The organism is Pseudomonas sp. ASL4 (assembly GCF_056680395.1).
This window is the reverse complement of the sequence record NZ_CM155280.1, coordinates 1,779,439-1,796,449: the sequence shown is the minus strand read 5'-3', so window position 1 is coordinate 1,796,449 and position 17,011 is coordinate 1,779,439. Positions and strand designations below refer to the sequence as shown.

The 17,011-nt window shown below is 60.4% G+C and carries 16 protein-coding genes; 11 read left to right on the top strand and 5 right to left on the bottom strand.

All coding sequences use genetic code 11. From position 1 onward, the window contains the following. Nucleotides 1-12: 12 nt before the first annotated feature. Genes AC1MEW_RS08150 through AC1MEW_RS08140 form a run of 3 tightly spaced genes read right to left on the bottom strand, consistent with a single transcriptional unit; the run spans nt 13 to nt 2,686 of the window. On the bottom strand, nt 13-780 hold the full coding sequence (locus AC1MEW_RS08150) for a heme ABC transporter ATP-binding protein (RefSeq protein ID WP_322269666.1): 768 nt from the start codon (nt 778-780) through the stop codon (nt 13-15). Continuing rightward, a complete protein-coding gene (locus AC1MEW_RS08145; protein ID WP_201205030.1) occupies nt 780-1,763 on the bottom strand; it encodes a FecCD family ABC transporter permease in 984 nt (327 codons plus the stop codon). The genes AC1MEW_RS08150 and AC1MEW_RS08145 overlap by 1 nt, the downstream gene beginning before the upstream one ends. A gap of 50 nt (nt 1,764-1,813) precedes the next feature. Then, nucleotides 1,814-2,686 (bottom strand): heme/hemin ABC transporter substrate-binding protein, encoded by an 873-nt coding sequence (locus tag AC1MEW_RS08140; protein ID WP_480425983.1) that lies wholly within the window; start codon nt 2,684-2,686, stop codon nt 1,814-1,816. A gap of 164 nt (nt 2,687-2,850) precedes the next feature. On the opposite strand from AC1MEW_RS08140, the gene AC1MEW_RS08135 reads away from it, so the two are divergent. Next, complete coding sequence (locus AC1MEW_RS08135; protein WP_201198022.1) at nt 2,851-3,168, top strand: Rieske (2Fe-2S) protein; 318 nt, start codon at nt 2,851-2,853, stop codon at nt 3,166-3,168. On the opposite strand, the gene sfsA is transcribed toward AC1MEW_RS08135, so the two are convergent. Both sfsA and AC1MEW_RS08125 read right to left on the bottom strand, forming a co-directional pair. Next, nucleotides 3,165-3,878: a DNA/RNA nuclease SfsA gene (gene sfsA, locus AC1MEW_RS08130; protein ID WP_201198023.1), complete on the bottom strand. Its 714-nt coding sequence runs from the start codon at nt 3,876-3,878 to the stop codon at nt 3,165-3,167. The two genes, AC1MEW_RS08135 and sfsA, sit on opposite strands and share 4 nt — an antisense overlap. After that, nucleotides 3,878-5,050 carry a pyridoxal phosphate-dependent aminotransferase gene (locus AC1MEW_RS08125; RefSeq protein ID WP_201198024.1) on the bottom strand — a complete coding sequence of 391 codons (1,173 nt, stop codon included), beginning with the start codon at nt 5,048-5,050 and terminating at the stop codon, nt 3,878-3,880. Before AC1MEW_RS08125 ends, sfsA begins: the two co-directional genes overlap by 1 nt. 332 nt (nt 5,051-5,382) lie before the next feature. Here AC1MEW_RS08125 and dksA point away from each other — a divergent pair, with 332 nt between their 5' ends. From dksA to panD, 10 genes are all read left to right on the top strand, one after another. Continuing rightward, nucleotides 5,383-5,826 (top strand): RNA polymerase-binding protein DksA, encoded by a 444-nt coding sequence (gene dksA / locus AC1MEW_RS08120; protein ID WP_008153293.1) that lies wholly within the window; start codon nt 5,383-5,385, stop codon nt 5,824-5,826. A gap of 113 nt (nt 5,827-5,939) precedes the next feature. Next, nucleotides 5,940-6,827: a tRNA glutamyl-Q(34) synthetase GluQRS gene (gene gluQRS / locus AC1MEW_RS08115; protein ID WP_201198025.1), complete on the top strand. Its 888-nt coding sequence runs from the start codon at nt 5,940-5,942 to the stop codon at nt 6,825-6,827. Nucleotides 6,828-6,904: 77 nt separating this feature from the next. Further along, on the top strand, nt 6,905-7,081 hold the full coding sequence (locus AC1MEW_RS08110) for a hypothetical protein (protein WP_003176118.1): 177 nt from the start codon (nt 6,905-6,907) through the stop codon (nt 7,079-7,081). After that, nucleotides 7,065-10,019 (top strand): sensor histidine kinase, encoded by a 2,955-nt coding sequence (locus tag AC1MEW_RS08105; protein WP_201198026.1) that lies wholly within the window; start codon nt 7,065-7,067, stop codon nt 10,017-10,019. The genes AC1MEW_RS08110 and AC1MEW_RS08105 overlap by 17 nt, the downstream gene beginning before the upstream one ends. 22 nt (nt 10,020-10,041) lie before the next feature. Beyond that, on the top strand, nt 10,042-11,475 hold the full coding sequence (locus AC1MEW_RS08100) for a sigma-54-dependent transcriptional regulator (RefSeq protein ID WP_201198027.1): 1,434 nt from the start codon (nt 10,042-10,044) through the stop codon (nt 11,473-11,475). Between the two features lie 736 nt (nt 11,476-12,211). Further along, entirely contained in the window at nt 12,212-13,612 is a 1,401-nt protein-coding gene (locus tag AC1MEW_RS08095) for a polynucleotide adenylyltransferase PcnB (RefSeq protein ID WP_201198028.1), read from the top strand. Nucleotides 13,613-13,615: 3 nt separating this feature from the next. After that, nucleotides 13,616-14,101 carry a 2-amino-4-hydroxy-6-hydroxymethyldihydropteridine diphosphokinase gene (folK, locus tag AC1MEW_RS08090; RefSeq protein ID WP_201255797.1) on the top strand — a complete coding sequence of 162 codons (486 nt, stop codon included), beginning with the start codon at nt 13,616-13,618 and terminating at the stop codon, nt 14,099-14,101. 379 nt (nt 14,102-14,480) lie between these two features. Then, the gene (panB, locus tag AC1MEW_RS08085) at nt 14,481-15,281 is read left to right on the top strand and encodes a 3-methyl-2-oxobutanoate hydroxymethyltransferase (RefSeq protein WP_201198030.1); all 801 of its coding nucleotides are present in this window, start codon (nt 14,481-14,483) and stop codon (nt 15,279-15,281) included. Then, on the top strand, nt 15,278-16,138 hold the full coding sequence (gene panC / locus AC1MEW_RS08080; RefSeq protein WP_201198031.1) for a pantoate--beta-alanine ligase: 861 nt from the start codon (nt 15,278-15,280) through the stop codon (nt 16,136-16,138). The genes panB and panC overlap by 4 nt, the downstream gene beginning before the upstream one ends. Before the next feature lie 196 nt (nt 16,139-16,334). Further along, the gene (gene panD / locus AC1MEW_RS08075) at nt 16,335-16,715 is read left to right on the top strand and encodes an aspartate 1-decarboxylase (protein ID WP_201194633.1); all 381 of its coding nucleotides are present in this window, start codon (nt 16,335-16,337) and stop codon (nt 16,713-16,715) included. The last annotated feature ends 296 nt before the right edge of the window (nt 16,716-17,011 follow it).

The following is a 17,011-nucleotide window of genomic DNA, read 5'->3' as shown; positions in this document are numbered from 1 at the left end:
TCGATGAACGACTCAGCGGGCGATGATCAGCGGATGCCCACGCTCCGGGTGCGGCTGCACCAATACTTCCAGCCCGAACACCGCTTTGAGCGACTCCGGACGCAGCACCTGCTCTGGTGTATCCAGCGCCACCGGGCGCCCGCCTTCGAGCAGCAACAGACGATCACAATAACGCGCCGCCAGGTTCAGATCATGCAGGATCACCAACACCGCGGCACCGCGATCAGCAAACTCGCGCACAGCCTGCAACGTGGTGTGCTGATGCAGTGGATCGAGCATCGAGGTCGGCTCATCAAGCAGTAAGGTCTGCCCCGCCTCGCCGGGCCAGAGCTGCGCCAGCACCCGGGCCAGATGCACTCGCTGACGTTCGCCGCCGGACAGCGCCAGGTAACTGCGACCGCTCAAATGCCCGGCATCGGCGGCGCCCAACGCGGCGGCAACAATTTCGTCATCGCGCACCCGACCGCTTTGATAAGGCAAACGCCCCATGCCGACCACTTCCTCGACACGAAAGCCGAAGTCGAGGGTCGACACTTGCGGTAGTACCGCCAATCGCTGCGCTCGCTGGGCACCCGTGCAGTGGCTCAGCTCACGCTCATCGAGCCAGACGCGTCCTTCGTCAGGACGCAATTCACCGCACAACGCGCCGAGCAAGGTGCTCTTGCCAGCACCGTTCGGCCCCAGCACACCGAGGACTTCACCCGGCTTGAGTTCCAGTGTGATGTCCGTCAGCACCGTTTTGCTGCCTCGGCGGATCTTCAGGTTTTCTGTGCGCAACATCAGGCACGCCTCCTGAGCAGCAGAATCAGAAAGAACGGCGCGCCAATGAACGCCGTGACAATACCAATCGGCAACTCGGCCGGCGCCAGGGCCAGTCTCGCCACCAGGTCAGCGAACAACAACAGACTCGCCCCCGCCAGCACCGAGGCCGGTAACAGCACCCGATGATCAGGACCGGCCAGCAGCCGCACCAGATGCGGCACCACCAGCCCGACAAACCCGATCATCCCTGCTGCCGCCACCGCCGCGCCGACACCCAGCGCGGTGCAGAACACCAGTTCACGCTTGAGCCCTTCGACATCAATGCCCAGGTGACCGGCCTCCGACTCGCCCAGCAACAATGCATTCAAGGCCTTGGCCCTGCGCGGCAACCACAGCGCCACACCAGCCGTCACCAGCAGCAATGGCCAGAGCCGCGAATAACTGGCGCCGTTGAGGCTGCCCAGGTTCCAGAAAGTCAGCGTGCGCAGGGTCGCATCGTCCGCCAGATAGGTGAACAAACCCACCGCCGAACCGGCCAGCGCCGTTAACGCAATACCGGCCAGCAGCATGGTCGCGACGTTGGTTTGCCCGTTACGCCGGCCGAGTCGATACACCAGCGCGGTCACGCCGAGCCCGCCAAGAAACGCGCACAACGACAAAAGATAAGGCCCGAAGGACTCGGGCAAGCCGCCAAACGCCGAACCACCGACAATCGCAATCGCCGCGCCCAGTGCGGCGCCGCTGGAAACACCGACCAGCCCCGGATCGGCCAATGGGTTGCGAAACAGACCCTGCATTGCCACGCCAGACAAGGCCAGCACACCGCCCACCGCCAAACCGAGCAGGGTTCGCGGCAGGCGAATCTGCCCAAGAATCAGTTCAGCCTGCTCCAGACCGTCCGGGGCAATCGGCACACCGATCAACCGCAGCGCCGCACGCAACGTGTCGAGCAACGGCAAGCTCACCGGCCCCAGCGCCAACGACAGCCAGATCGCCAGCAAACACAGCAGACTCAAGCCAATAAACAGTGTGCGGGGTTTAACCAAAGTGGTCATTGGTCACTCGCGCCGAGATATAAACCGTCAGACAACTTTTTCAGCGCCTCGGGCAACCGCGGTCCGAGCCCGCCCACCAGTAAAGTTGGATCGAGTTCCATCACGCGGCCGTCCTTCGCGGCACGGGTCGAGGACAAGATGGGGTTTTCCTTGAACAATGCTGCGCGGGCCGCATCGCCGGTCAGCGCACGATCGGCGAACACCAGCACTTCAGGGTTCAGGCTGGCCAAGGACTCGTTGGAAAAAGGTTTATAACCGGTATGCGTCGCCAAGTTGTGGCCGCCGGCCTGTTGCAGCAACCAATCGGCGGCGGTGTCCTTGCCGGCGATCATTGGATTGCCGCCCGCATGGCCGAGCAACAACAGCACACCCGGCGATTTCTGTTTGAGCTGCGCCTCGGTGATCCGGAGCTTTTGCTGATCCAGTTTCTGTTGATACGCCAGGAATGCCTGGGTCGCCTGGTCTTCTGCGCCGAGCAACTTGCCCAGATGCTGCAAGTTGCCCTGCAAGGCAGGCAAATCCGGCTGAGCCGAGAACAATTCGACCTGAACACCGGCACTGCGAATCTGCGAAAGCACCGGCGGTGGACCCATTTCTTCGGTGCCGATGAGCATCTGCGGGCGTAAGCTCAAGATGCCTTCCGCCGACAATTGCCGCTGATAGCCAATGCTCGGCAGGGCCTTCAAAGAATCCGGATGCTGACTGGTGGTATCGACGCCCACCAGTTTTGACTCGCCACCCAAGGCACTCACCCACTCCGACAAGGCGCCACCGGCACTCACCCATCGCTGCGGCAGTTCGGCCGCTGCCGCCTGGTGGCTGACGATGAGTCCGACACACAAGGCGACAACGCGGGTACTCAGACGCATAAACGGCTTCCTTAAAGGGTTTTCCCGGGCATCAACCTGACAGGCCAAGTATCCTCGACATCCGGCAAGCGCCCCCATGGGCGGGCGGCCATTTGATAATTGTTTGCATTTGCGCGTCAAGTCCGGACATATCCAGTCACGAACCGCGACACTTGAGGATAGACATGAAGTTTCTTTGCCAGGGCCTGGAGTTGGCCGATGCCAGCAGCCGCGGTTTCGACATCGACGGCCAGAAGCTCTTCGCCGTGCGCCGGGGTGGTCAGGTTTACGTCTACATCAACCGCTGCCCGCACCGTGGCGTGGGGCTGGAATGGAAACCCGACCAGTTTCTGGACCCCAGCAACAGCCTGATCCAGTGCGCCACCCACGGCGCACTGTTTCTTATCGAGGACGGCGAATGCGTCGCCGGCCCCTGCGCGGGGCAATCCCTGACCGTCGTTCCCAGCCGCGAAGACGCGCAAGGGATCTGGATCAGCCTTTAACCGTTGAGCAATACGTCCAGACGCCGGTCAACCAGCATCTCTTCGTGGCTGATACGCACGCCATAAGCCAGCACCTCAACGCCGCACGCCACCGCTTCACGCAACGCGGCGGCGTAGGCCGAATCGATTTCTTCTGCCGGACGCACGGCGTCGATGCCGCTGAGATTGACGCAATACAACTGCACCGCGCGAATCCCGTCCCGGGCCAGATGCGCCAGTTCCCGCAAATGCTTGGCCCCGCGCTGGGTCACCGCATCGGGAAACGCCGCCACTGGCGTACCGTCAAAGCCCAAAGTGACACTTTTGACTTCCACGTACGCCGGCCCGTTCGGGTAATCGAGACGGAAATCGATGCGGCTGTTTTCCTGCCCATAGGCCACTTCGCGTTTCAGCTCGGTAAAACCGTTCAACTCAGTGATCACGCCGGCACGCAACGCCTCTTCGATCAAGCCATTGGCTCGCCCGGTGTTCACGCAAAACAACCGCCCTTGCGGGGTTTCACCGATTTCCCAGGTGCCGGGTAATTTGCGCTTCGGGTCGTTGGAGCGGCTGAACCAGACCTGCCCGCCCTCGACCTGGCAATTGAGCATCGAGCCGGTGTTCGGGCAGTGAATCGTCAGCAACTCGCCGCTAACGGTTTCGATATCGGCGAGAAAACGCTTGTAACGACGGATCAGACGACCTTCTTCAAGGGGAGGATGAAAACGCATCAGCCTTGCCAGCTCTTCAAGCCGCGAGCGATCCGTTCCACCGCTTCCTGCAAGCGCGGCAGGCTTTGGGTGTAGGCAAACCGCACGTGATGCCCGGCCTGATAACGCCCGAAGTCCAGGCCCGGGGTAATCGCCACGTGCTCGGTTTCGAGGAAGTGTCGGCAGAACGCGAAGGCATCACCGCCGAACTGGCTGATATCGGCGTACAAGTAGAACGCGCCCTCAGGTTCCACGGCGATGCCAAAACCGAGCTCACGCAAGGCCGGCAAGAGGAAGTCGCGACGACGACCGAATTCGGCGCGGCGCTCTTCCAGAATGCTGATGGTCGCCGGTTCGAAGCAGGCCAACGCGGCGTACTGGGCCATGCTCGGGGCGCTGATGTAGAGGTTCTGGGCGAGCTTTTCCAGTTCGCCGACCGCTGCTTGCGGCGCCACCAGCCAACCGAGGCGCCAGCCGGTCATGCCGAAATACTTGGAAAAACTGTTCAGGACAAAGGCGCTGTCATCGACTTCCAGCACGCTGGCCGCGTCGGTGCCGTAGGTCAGGCCGTGGTAGATCTCGTCCACCACCAGATGGCCGTGGCGCTGCTTGATCGCAGCCGACAGCCCGGCCAGCTCATCGCGGGTCAGGATGGTCCCGGTCGGATTGGCCGGCGAAGCCACCAGGGCGCCGACGCTGTCATGGTCCCAATGCCGCGCCACCAGGTCCGGGGTCAGCTGATAACGCACGTCCGGACCGACAGGAACAAGCTGCGCCGCGCCTTCCACCAGCCGCAGGAAGTGCCGGTTGCACGGGTAGCCCGGGTCCGCCAGCAGCCAGTGTTTGCCTGGGTCGACCAGCAAAGCGCTGGCCAGCAGCAACGCGCCGGAACCGCCCGGCGTCACCAGAATTCGCTGTGGATCGATGTTCAGCCCGTAACGCTGCTGATAAAAGCCCGAAATGGCCTCGCGCAGTTCGGGAATGCCCCGTGCCGCGGTGTAACGGGTCTTGCCCGCCGTCAGCGCAGCCTGGCCGGCCTGGATGATCGGCTCGGCGGTGGTGAAGTCCGGCTCGCCGATTTCCAGGTGGATCACGTCGTGACCGGCAGCCTGCAGTTCATTGGCCCGCGCCAGCAGCGCCATGACATGGAACGGTTCAATCGCACGACTGCGGGCACTGTAGGACTGAGCCATTAGCCTTCCTTCAACGGGTAAAAGAATCGATTCTACCCAACCACTGGAACGAGCGAGAACCTAAAGCGGTCAGAGCCGTTATAACTCTGGCCTGAACGACTCAAGCGTGCGCGCCAGGTTTGACTAAAATCAATATTTGATCAGGTCTCCATCACCACCAGACAAGGCTTTGCAATCATTTGCAAGCACCGCGGGTCACCCCCTCGACATCCGGGAGTAGCGCGGCCCGATTTGATCTGGTAAGTTCGCCCGCTTGCAGCCGCAGGGCCGGCAGGTGTCGGTGATGGAGCAATCCTGCGCAATGGATTACAAGAGTAGAGGCGGTCTATTTCATGTCCACCCAAGCAAAGCAACAACAAAACCAGTCGATCAGCGGCTTCGAACCCTACAAAGAAGTAAAGGGCGAAGAGTACATGGGCAAGCCCATGCGCGCTCACTTCACCAAGATCCTGAATAAGTGGAAACAGGACTTGATGCAGGAAGTCGACCGTACGGTTGATCACATGAAAGACGAAGCGGCCAACTTCCCTGACCCGGCAGATCGTGCCAGCCAGGAAGAAGAATTCAGCCTTGAATTGCGCGCCCGTGATCGTGAGCGCAAGTTGATCAAGAAGATCGACAAAACGCTGCAATTGATCGAAGACGAAGAATATGGCTGGTGCGAGTCCTGCGGCGTCGAGATTGGCGTCAAGCGACTGGAAGCCCGCCCTACCGCCGACATGTGCGTTGACTGCAAGACCCTGGCGGAAATCAAGGAAAAGCAAGTCGGCAAGTAATCTCGACTTGAACGAAAAACGGAGCGTGCGAACGCTCCGTTTTTGTTTCTGAAATTCGGCACAGCACCGAACCCTGTGGATCGCGCACGATCAGACGACGTACCATCGCCCTCATGAATGTCTCTCCCTACATCGGCCGTTTCGCCCCCACGCCCAGCGGCCACTTGCACTTCGGTTCGCTGGTCGCTGCACTCGCTTCGTACCTCGACGCCCGTTCTGTGGGTGGCCGCTGGCTGATGCGCATGGAAGACCTCGACCCACCTCGGGAAGAACCCGGCGCCCAAGCCGCGATCCTCAACGCGCTGGAACGCTATGGTTTCGAGTGGGATGGTGAACTGGTTCGTCAAAGCGACAGGCACGACGCCTATGCCGAAGTGCTCAATCGTCTGTTCAGTCATGGCCTGGCCTACGCTTGCACCTGTTCACGCAAACAATTGGAGCCGTATCACGGCATCTATCCGGGCCTGTGCCGCAATGCCGGGCATGGCGCTGAAGACGCGGCCATCCGCCTGCGGGTGCCGGAGCTCGAATACCATTTCATCGACCGGGTGCAAGGCGAGTTCCGCCAGCACCTGGGTCGGGATGTCGGCGATTTCGTGATTCGCCGCCGCGACGGGCTCTATGCCTATCAACTGGCCGTGGTGCTCGATGATGCCTGGCAAGGCATCACCGACATCGTGCGCGGCGCCGACTTGCTCGACTCGACACCACGCCAGCTCTACCTGCAAGAACTGCTCGGCCTGCGGCAACCGCGTTACCTGCACGTGCCGCTGATTACTCAGCCGGACGGTAACAAGCTCGGCAAATCCTACCGTTCGCCGCCATTGGCCGACGATCAGGCCACGCCACTGTTACTGCGGGCATTACGCGCGCTGGGGCAAAATCCGGGCAGCGAACTGGCTTACGCCACGCCTCGGGAAGTACTGAATTGGGGCATCGCCCACTGGGATGCCGCAAAGATCCCGCGCACACTGACCCTGCCCGAAGCGCAACTGCAGTGATGGCACTTGCAGTAGCGCCGCCATCCGTTACCATCGCCGCACGTTTTCGGGCACGCGCCTAAAAAAGAGAGGCCGGGATGTACATCTATCGCTTGGTCCTGCTTTTGGTAGTGGGGATTTATCTGTTCTCCCCGGCCATCATGGATTGGTGGATCGACGCCACTGGCGCCTGGTATCGCCCTTATCTGCTCTGGCTGATTCTGATCGTCGTGACCTTCATCCTGCAGAGCCAAAAAGATGCCGATGAGCTTTAGCCTGACCCAGATGATCCTGATCAGCGCCGCGTACCTGGCGGTGCTGTTCGGCGTCGCCTGGATCAGCGAACGGGGCATGATCCCCCGGGCGATCATTCGCCACCCGCTGACTTACACCCTGTCGCTGGGGGTTTACGCCAGTGCGTGGGCGTTCTACGGCACCGTGGGCCTGGCCTATCAGTACGGCTACGGCTTTCTATCGAGCTACCTCGGGGTGTCCGGCGCATTTTTGCTGGCGCCGGTGTTGCTGTATCCGATCCTGAAGATCACTCGCACCTATCAACTGTCGTCACTGGCGGACTTGTTCGCCTTCCGCTTCCGCAGCACCTGGGCCGGCGCGCTGACGACGATCTTCATGCTGATCGGCGTCCTGCCGTTGCTGGCGTTGCAGATTCAAGCGGTGGCCGACTCCATCGGCATTCTCACTCGCGAACCGGTGCAACACCGCGTGGCCCTGAGTTTCTGCGCACTGATTACCCTGTTCACGATCTTCTTCGGCTCGCGCCACATTGCGACCCGGGAGAAACACGAAGGCCTGGTATTCGCGATTGCCTTCGAGTCGGTGATCAAGCTGATCGCCATCGGCGGCGTTGGCCTTTATGCGTTGTACGGCGTGTTCGACGGCCCGCAACAGCTGGAAGTCTGGCTGTTGCAAAACCAGACCGCCCTCGCCGCCCTGCACACGCCTTTGCAGGAAGGCCCGTGGCGTACGCTGCTTTTGGTGTTCTTCGCTTCGGCGATTGTGATGCCGCACATGTATCACATGACGTTTACCGAAAACCTCAACCCGCGCTCACTGGTCAGTGCGAGCTGGGGCTTGCCGCTGTTCCTGCTGCTGATGAGCCTGGCCGTGCCGCTGATTCTCTGGGCCGGACTGAAACTGGGCGCTACAACGAGCCCGGAATATTTCACCCTCGGTGTCGGCATCGCCGCCAATAACAAGGCCTTGGCGCTGTTGGCTTATGTCGGCGGTTTATCGGCGTCCAGCGGGCTGATCATTGTTACCACCCTGGCGTTGTCCGGGATGGCGCTCAACCATTTGGTGCTGCCGCTGTATCAGCCGCCGGCCGAAGGCAACATCTACCGTTGGCTGAAGTGGACCCGCCGGGCGCTGATTGTCGCGATCATCATGGCCGGCTACGGCTTCTACTTGCTGTTGGGCGCCGAGCAAGACCTGGCCAACCTCGGCATCGTCGCCTTCGTCGCCACTTTGCAATTCCTGCCGGGCGTACTGTCGGTCCTGTACTGGCCGACCGCCAACCGCCGCGGCTTCATCGCCGGTTTGCTGGCGGGGATCCTGGTGTGGATGGTGACCATGCTGATGCCGCTGGTAGGCAATCTGCAGGGTTTCTACATTCCACTGCTGAACATGATCTACGTGCTCGACGACACCAGTTGGCACATGGCGGCGATTGCCTCGCTGGCCGCCAACGTGCTGATGTTTACGCTGATCTCGCTGTTCACCAACGCCAGCCCGGAAGAGGCCAGCGCCGCCGAAGCCTGCGCCGTGGACAACGTCCGTCGCCCGCAACGCCGGGAACTGCACGCGGCTTCGCCACAAGAGTTCGCCACGCAACTGGCCAAACCCCTGGGCGCCAAGGCTGCGCAAAAAGAAGTCGAACAGGCCCTGCGCGATCTCTATTTGCCATTCGACGAACGCCGACCGTACGCCTTGCGTCGTTTGCGTGACCGGATCGAAGCCAACCTTTCCGGCCTGATGGGGCCGAGCGTCGCCCAGGACATGGTCGAAACCTTCCTGCCTTATAAGGCCGGCGGCGAAAACTACGTCACCGAAGACATCCACTTCATTGAAAGCCGTCTCGAGGATTACCACTCGCGCCTCACCGGCCTGGCGGCTGAACTCGATGCCCTGCGCCGCTACCACCGTCAGACCTTGCAGGAACTGCCGATGGGCGTCTGTTCCCTGGCCAAGGATCAAGAGATCCTGATGTGGAACAAAGCCATGGAGGAGTTGACCGGGATTGCCGCGCAGCGCGTGGTCGGTTCGCGCCTGAGCACCATTGGCGATCCGTGGAAAGAATTGCTGCAAGGCTTCATCAACCTGCCAGACGAACACTTGCACAAACAGCACCTGGCACTCGATGGCCAGACCCGCTGGCTGAACCTGCACAAAGCGGCGATCGACGAACCGCTGGCACCGGGCAACAGTGGCCTGGTGCTGCTGGTGGAAGATTTGACCGAAACCCAGATGCTTGAAGACAAACTGGTCCATTCTGAGCGGCTGGCGAGCATTGGCCGACTGGCGGCCGGGGTGGCCCATGAAATCGGCAACCCGATCACCGGTATCGCCTGCCTGGCGCAGAACCTGCGCGAAGAGCGCGAAGAAGACGCCGAACTGACGGAAATCAGCGGGCAGATTCTGGAGCAGACCAAACGCGTGTCGCGCATCGTCCAGTCGTTGATGAGCTTCGCCCACGCGGGTAGCCATCAGCACAGCGACGAGCCCGTCTGTCTGGCGGAAGTCGCGCAGGATGCCATCGGCCTGCTGGCCCTGAACCGGCGCAATTTCGAAGTCCAGTTCTACAACCTGTGCGACCCCGATCACTGGGTCGAAGGCGATCCCCAGCGGCTCGCCCAGGTGTTGATCAACCTGCTCTCAAACGCCCGCGACGCCTCGCCGCCACACAGCGCGGTACGGGTCAAAAGCGAAGCCGGCGAACACACGGTCGATCTGATCGTGGAAGACGAAGGCAGCGGTATTCCGAAGAACATCATGGATAGATTGTTCGAACCTTTCTTCACCACCAAGGATCCTGGCGAAGGCACCGGTCTGGGCCTTGCACTGGTCTATTCCATCGTTGAAGAGCATTATGGACAAATCACCATCGACAGCCCGGCTGATGTTCAAAGCCAACGCGGCACCCGTATTCGGGTGACTTTGCCGCGTCATGTCGAAGCGACGTCCGCTGTGAACTGAGACCGTCGAGAGTATCGAATCAATGCCGCACATTTTGATCGTCGAAGACGAAACAATTATCCGCTCCGCCTTGCGCCGCCTGCTGGAACGTAATCAGTACCAGGTCAGCGAAGCCGGATCCGTGCAGGAAGCACAAGAGCGTTTCAGCATTCCCACGTTTGACCTGATCGTCAGTGACCTGCGCCTGCCTGGCGCGCCGGGCACTGAACTGATCAAGCTCGGTCAGGGCACTCCGGTGCTGATCATGACCAGTTACGCCAGCCTGCGTTCGGCCGTCGATTCCATGAAGATGGGCGCGGTGGACTACATCGCCAAGCCTTTCGATCACGACGAAATGCTCCAGGCTGTTGCGCGCATCCTGCGTGATCGCCAGTCGGCGCCAGCCGCGGGTGAACCGGTGGTCGGCAAAGCCGCCAACGGTGCCGCGAAACCGGGCGTCGATAACAGCAACGGCGAGATCGGCATCATCGGCTCCTGCCCACCGATGCAGGACCTGTACAGCAAGATCCGCAAAGTCGCGCCCACCGATTCCAACGTCCTGATCCAGGGCGAGTCCGGCACCGGTAAAGAACTGGTGGCTCGCGCCCTGCACAACCTCTCCAAACGCGCCAAGGCACCGATGATTTCGGTGAACTGCGCCGCCATTCCGGAAAGCCTGATCGAGTCCGAGCTGTTCGGCCACGAAAAAGGTGCGTTCACTGGCGCCAGCGCCGGGCGTGCCGGGCTGGTCGAAGCGGCGGACGGCGGTACCTTGTTCCTCGATGAAATCGGCGAACTGCCACTCGAAGCCCAGGCTCGCTTGTTGCGCGTGCTACAGGAAGGCGAAATTCGCCGGGTCGGTTCGGTGCAATCGCAGAAAGTCGATGTACGCCTGATTGCCGCGACTCACCGGGACCTCAAGAGCCTGGCGAAAATCGGCCAGTTCCGTGAAGACCTTTATTACCGTCTCCACGTGATTGCATTGAAACTGCCGGCCCTGCGCGAGCGCGGTGCCGACGTCAACGAAATCGCCAATGCGTTCCTGGCGCGGCAGAGCGCGCGGGTCAACCGCACCGATCTGAAGTTTGCCCCGGATGCCGAGCAGGCGATTCGTCATTACACCTGGCCGGGTAACGTCCGCGAGCTGGAAAATGCTGTCGAACGTGCGGTGATTCTGTGCGAGAGCCCGGAAATCTCCGCCGAGTTGCTGGGCATCGACATCGAACTGAGCGATCTGGACGACGACGATTTCATCGGCCTGGCCCCGCAACAGGGCAGCGCCGCTAACGCCAGCCACGAGCCGACCGAAGACCTGTCACTGGAAGACTACTTCCAGCACTTCGTCCTCGAGCATCAGGACCACATGACCGAAACCGAACTGGCCCGCAAGCTCGGGGTCAGCCGCAAGTGCCTGTGGGAACGCCGTCAACGCCTGGGCATTCCACGGCGCAAGACCGGGGTGGCCAGCGAGAGCTGAACGTCACCTGTCAGGTGTGCGGGTAACACGTGACATTGTGAAAAAACTGTTACCGCAGCTTTTTCACGTAACAGAAGCCGGGGCTTACGGTAACGAAGCCCCGGTTTTTTTTGGCCCTGAAAAACCTCACCAAGCAGCCTAACCCCTTGTTTTGCTAGGCTTCGCAAAAGTTGGCACGCACCCTGCTATATGTTTAGTACAAGAACAATAACAAGCAATGCACAAGACAATAAAAATAAGACGAATCGACTCACGCACAATAAAAACAAGACGGCGAGAGGCGCAGCTAACTGATTCTTTTGGAGAGGCGTTGTATTTGGGGCGTGCCCCACGACCAGGCCGAGAACAACAAAAACTGTCCTAAGACAGAGCCTGAACTGGTTGGATCGCAAGATCACTGCAACACAGCGACCAAAGCAATCCGTTTGCTCTTGGCTCCCGATTGGGAGGGTCATGAAGGAAAATCTTCATGACGAGGGCACTTAACAAAAACAAAAAGCCCGAAACCAATAATAAAAATAGAGCATGCAACTACTTCTTGGGGAGCTTCGGCTCCCCTTGTAGTTTCTGCGATTTCTGAAAAGCCCACGCCAGAGCCTTCGCTTCAAGGCCTCGGAGCAATCCTCATCAGGCTGGCGCAGCTTCCTACACCATCCCCCGACTAAATGCTAGAATCCCGGCCCATCATGCGGTCATTCTTCGTTATGGCCGAACATTCCTTCAAACAGTGCATCCCATGCTGAAGAAGTTGTTCCAGTCATTCCGTTCTCCCAAGCGTCATACGCAACACATCCGTAGTACGCCTGAAGTGCTCAACAGCGGCCAACATTCGCTGCAGAAGGCACAATTCAGCCGTTACGCGGTGAACATCGTCGAACGCCTGCAGAACGCCGGTTATCAGGCTTACCTGGTCGGCGGCTGTGTGCGTGACATGTTGCTCGGCATCACGCCAAAAGATTTCGACGTCGCCACCAGCGCCACTCCTGAACAGGTACGTGCCGAATTCCGCAATGCGCGGATCATCGGTCGTCGCTTCAAACTGGTGCACATCCACTTTGGTCGCGAAATCATTGAAGTCGCGACGTTCCGCGCCAATCACCCGCAAAACGATGAGGAGGAAGACAGCAACCAGTCCTCCCGCAACGAGAGCGGGCGCATTCTGCGCGACAACGTCTACGGCACTCTGGAAGAAGACGCGCAACGCCGCGACTTCACCATCAACGCGCTGTATTACGATCCGGTCAGCGAACGCATTCTCGACTACGCCAACGGCGTACACGACATCCGCAATCACCTGATCCGCCTGATCGGCGACCCACAGCAACGCTACCAGGAAGACCCGGTACGGATGCTGCGGGCCGTGCGTTTTGCCGCCAAGCTGAATTTCGGTATCGAAAAACACAGCGCCGCGCCGATCCGCGATCTGGCACCGATGCTGCGCGAGATTCCGTCGGCCCGTCTGTTCGAAGAAGTGCTCAAGCTGTTCCTCTCCGGCCACGCCGCGGACACCTTTGAGATGCTGGTCGACTTGCAGTTGTTCGATCCACTGTTCCCGGCCAGCGCCGAAGCCTTGGAATACAACCCGACGTACACCCACACGTTGATCAGTGAAGCACTGATCAACACCGACCTGCGGATCAAGCAGAACAAACCGGTCACCCCGGCGTTCCTGTTTGCTGCACTGCTGTGGCCGGCCCTGCCGGGCCGTGTACTGCGTCTGCAAGAGCGCGGCATGCCGCCGATTCCGGCGATGCAGGAAGCGGCTCACGAGTTGATTGCCGAACAGTGCCAGCGCATTGCGATCCCAAAACGCTTCACCATGCCGATCCGCGAGATCTGGGACATGCAGGAGCGTCTGCCACGCCGTAGCGGCAAGCGCGCCGACCTGTTGCTGGACAACCCGCGATTCCGCGCCGGTTACGACTTCCTGCTGCTGCGTGAAAGCGCTGGCGAGCAGACCGACGGCCTGGGCGAATGGTGGACGGATTATCAGGACGCTAACGACAGCGAACGTCGCGACATGATCCGTGACCTGAGCGGCAAGGATGACGGCACCGGTGCGCCACGCAAGCGTCGTCGCAGCGGCGGCGCCAAGCGCAAACGCGCGGCCGGCGCTCCGAGCACCACGAGCGAGTAATCCATGGAACGCATCTACATCGGCATGGGCAGCAATCTAGCTGACCCCGCCGAACAATTGCGCAGCGCCGTCGAAGCGCTGGCGCAGTTGCCGCAGACCGAACTGGTCGGGGTTTCCGCGTTTTATCAAAGCGACTCATTGCTGCCCGGCCAACCGCGCTACACCAACGCGGTTGCCGCGCTGCACAGCACGCTCGCGCCGCTGGAGCTGCTCGATGCGCTGCAAGCCATCGAGAATGGCCAGGGTCGCGAACGTCTTGAACGTTGGGGGCCACGCACGCTGGATCTCGACATCGTGCTGTTCGGCGATCGCCTGATCGACGAACCTCGCCTCAAAGTCCCCCACTACCACCTGCAAGAGCGAGCCTTCGTCCTGTATCCACTGGCCGAACTGGCGCCTGCGGATCTGCGGTTGGCGGATGGCCGCGCGCTGACCGAGTTGCTGGCGGCGTGCCCGTTTGTCGGGCTGGAACGCCTCTCCAAAAACTGACGAAAAATACCCTGTGGGAGCGGGCTTGCTCGCGAATGCGGTGTGTCATTCAGCATCTATGTTGACTGACCCACCGTATTCGCGAGCAAGCCCGCTCCCACATTGGTTTTGTGTTGTTCATGAGATTCGCGGCGCACCCGCGCTAGCTGAATCGCATCAGTTACCCCGGTAACACCCCAACCGTAACAACGCGGTAACACACACAATTGACTTCCCGAGTCCTCCTCACGACTATAGGCGTCCCGCTGCCGCCAACGCGGCGCTAAAGGGCGCAATCCAGGCCTTATAAGCACGACAAAAGACCGTGCGCCTGAGTAAATGAAGAATCACGCGCGTTACTCGCAGTAGTTTCCATAGCGCCTGAACGAGGATTTTTTACATGCCAGCCATCACCCTGACCACGCTCCAGAGCCTCAAGCAGAAAGGTGAAAAAATCACCATGCTGACCTGCTATGACGCGACCTTCGCCCACGCCTGCAACGAGGCCGGTGTTGAAGTGCTGCTGGTGGGCGACTCCCTCGGCATGGTTTTGCAAGGTCACGACAGCACCCTGCCGGTGACCACTGCGGAAATGGCCTACCACGTGGCTGCCGTCAAACGCGGTAACTCCGACGCCCTGATCCTCGCCGACCTGCCGTTCATGGCCAACGCCACCCTTGAACAAACCATGATCAACAGTGCCACGCTGATGCAGGCCGGCGCCCACATGATCAAGGTCGAAGGTGCCTTGTGGCTGGCGGACTCCATCCGCCTGCTCGCCGAGCGCGGCGTGCCGGTGTGCGCCCACATGGGTCTGACCCCGCAGGCGGTGAACATCCTGGGCGGTTACAAAGTCCAGGGCCGCAGCGAGAACCAGGCACGGCAGATGCGTGCTGACGCCATCGCACTGGAGCAGGCCGGCGCCGCCATGCTGTTGCTTGAATGTGTACCGAGCGAACTGGCCCAGGAAATCACCCAAGCCGTGGGTATTCCGGTGATCGGTATCGGCGCCGGTAGCGCCACCGATGGCCAGGTACTGGTACTGCACGACATGCTGGGCCTGTCCATCACTGGCCGCGTGCCGAAGTTCGTAAAGAACTTCATGGCCGGTCAAGTCAGCATTCAAGCGGCGCTGAGCGCTTACGTCACTGAAGTCAAAGCGACGACTTTCCCTGGCATCGAACATGGATTCTCTGCATGAACACCGTAAAAACCGTCCGCGAACTGCGGGCCGCCGTGGCCCGTGCCCGCGGTGAAGGCAAGCGCATCGCCTTCGTACCGACCATGGGCAACCTGCACAGCGGTCACGTCGCACTGATTACCAAAGCCTCCCAACGGGCGGACTTCGTGGTCGCGAGCATTTTTGTCAACCCGCTGCAATTCGGCGCTGGCGAAGACCTCGACAAGTACCCACGCACGTTGACGGCCGATCAGGAAAAACTGCTCCAGGCCGGCTGCCACCTGCTGTTCGCCCCAACCGTCGAAGAAATGTACCCCGACGGCATGGCCGGCCAGACCCGTGTCAGCGTTCCGCAACTGTCCGAAGGCTTGTGCGGCGCCAGCCGTCCTGGGCACTTCGAGGGCGTGGCGACGGTGGTCAGCAAACTGTTCAACATGGTTCAGCCGGACCTGGCGATCTTCGGCCAGAAAGACTTCCAGCAACTGGCGGTGATTCGCGCGCTGGTGCACGACTTGAACATGCCGATCCAGATCATCGGCGAGCCGACCGTAAGGGCTGCCGATGGCCTGGCCCTGTCGTCGCGCAATGGCTTTCTCAATGAAGAACAGCGAGCGATTGCGCCAGTGGTGTATCGCACGCTGTCGTCGATGGCCGACGCCATTAAACAGGGTGATCGCGATTACCCGGCGCTGATCGACTCGCAGATTAAACAGCTCGAAGCGGCTGGCTTGCGGGCCGATTACCTGGAAATCCGCCATGCGCTGACCTTGCGTCAGGCCACTGCGCAAGATCGGGATCTGGTGATTCTGGTGGCGGCGTTCCTCGGGACTACGCGGTTGATCGACAACCTGCACCTGAACCTCGACGCGCCAGCCTAAACACCGCAATACCCCTGTGGGAGCGGGCTTACTCGCGAATGCGCTGGGTCATTCAGCATTGATGTTGGCTGACCCAGCGCATTCGCGAGCAAGCCCGCTCCCACATTTGATCTGCGGCGATTTCCACATCGTATTGATGCCCCTCAAGCCTTCGGGCAAACTGCCCGCCGTTCGATTCCGACCTGGGAAAACACTCATGCACGCCATCATGCTCAAAGCCAAGCTGCACCGCGCCGAAGTCACTCACGCAGTACTCGATTACGAAGGCTCTTGCGCCATTGATGGCGAATGGCTGGACCTGTCCGGCATCCGTGAATACGAACAGATCCAGATCTACAACATCGACAACGGTGAACGCTTCACCACCTACGCGATTCGTGGTGAAGAAGGTTCCGGCATGATCTCGGTCAACGGCGCCGCGGCGCACAAGGCCAAGGTTGGCGATCGGGTCATCATTTGCGCTTACGCTCACTACAGCGAGGCCGAACTGCTCAACTTCAAACCGCGCATGCTTTACATGGCGCCGGGCAATGAACTGAGCCACACCAGCAATGCCATTCCGGTCCAGGTCGCCTGATAACACCCAGTTAAGCGTGAAGCTGAACCTGTGGCGAGGGAGCTTGCTCCCGTTGGGCTGCGAAGCGGCCCCTCTCTCTACCTGAAAAGCAGGGGACTGCTGCGCAGTCCAGCGGGAGCAAGCTCCCTCGCCACAGGTTACTGATCGCTCGCTCGATCTCTTAACTGACCCGCATTACCCTTGGGAGCATTCCGTTTGTCGGGGCGTTTCCTGTTTCAATGTTAAAAAAGTACAGAAAACGAGTCATACAAAGCGAAGACAGATCCACACGCGAGGTTTACTGTTACCGCCCTGCG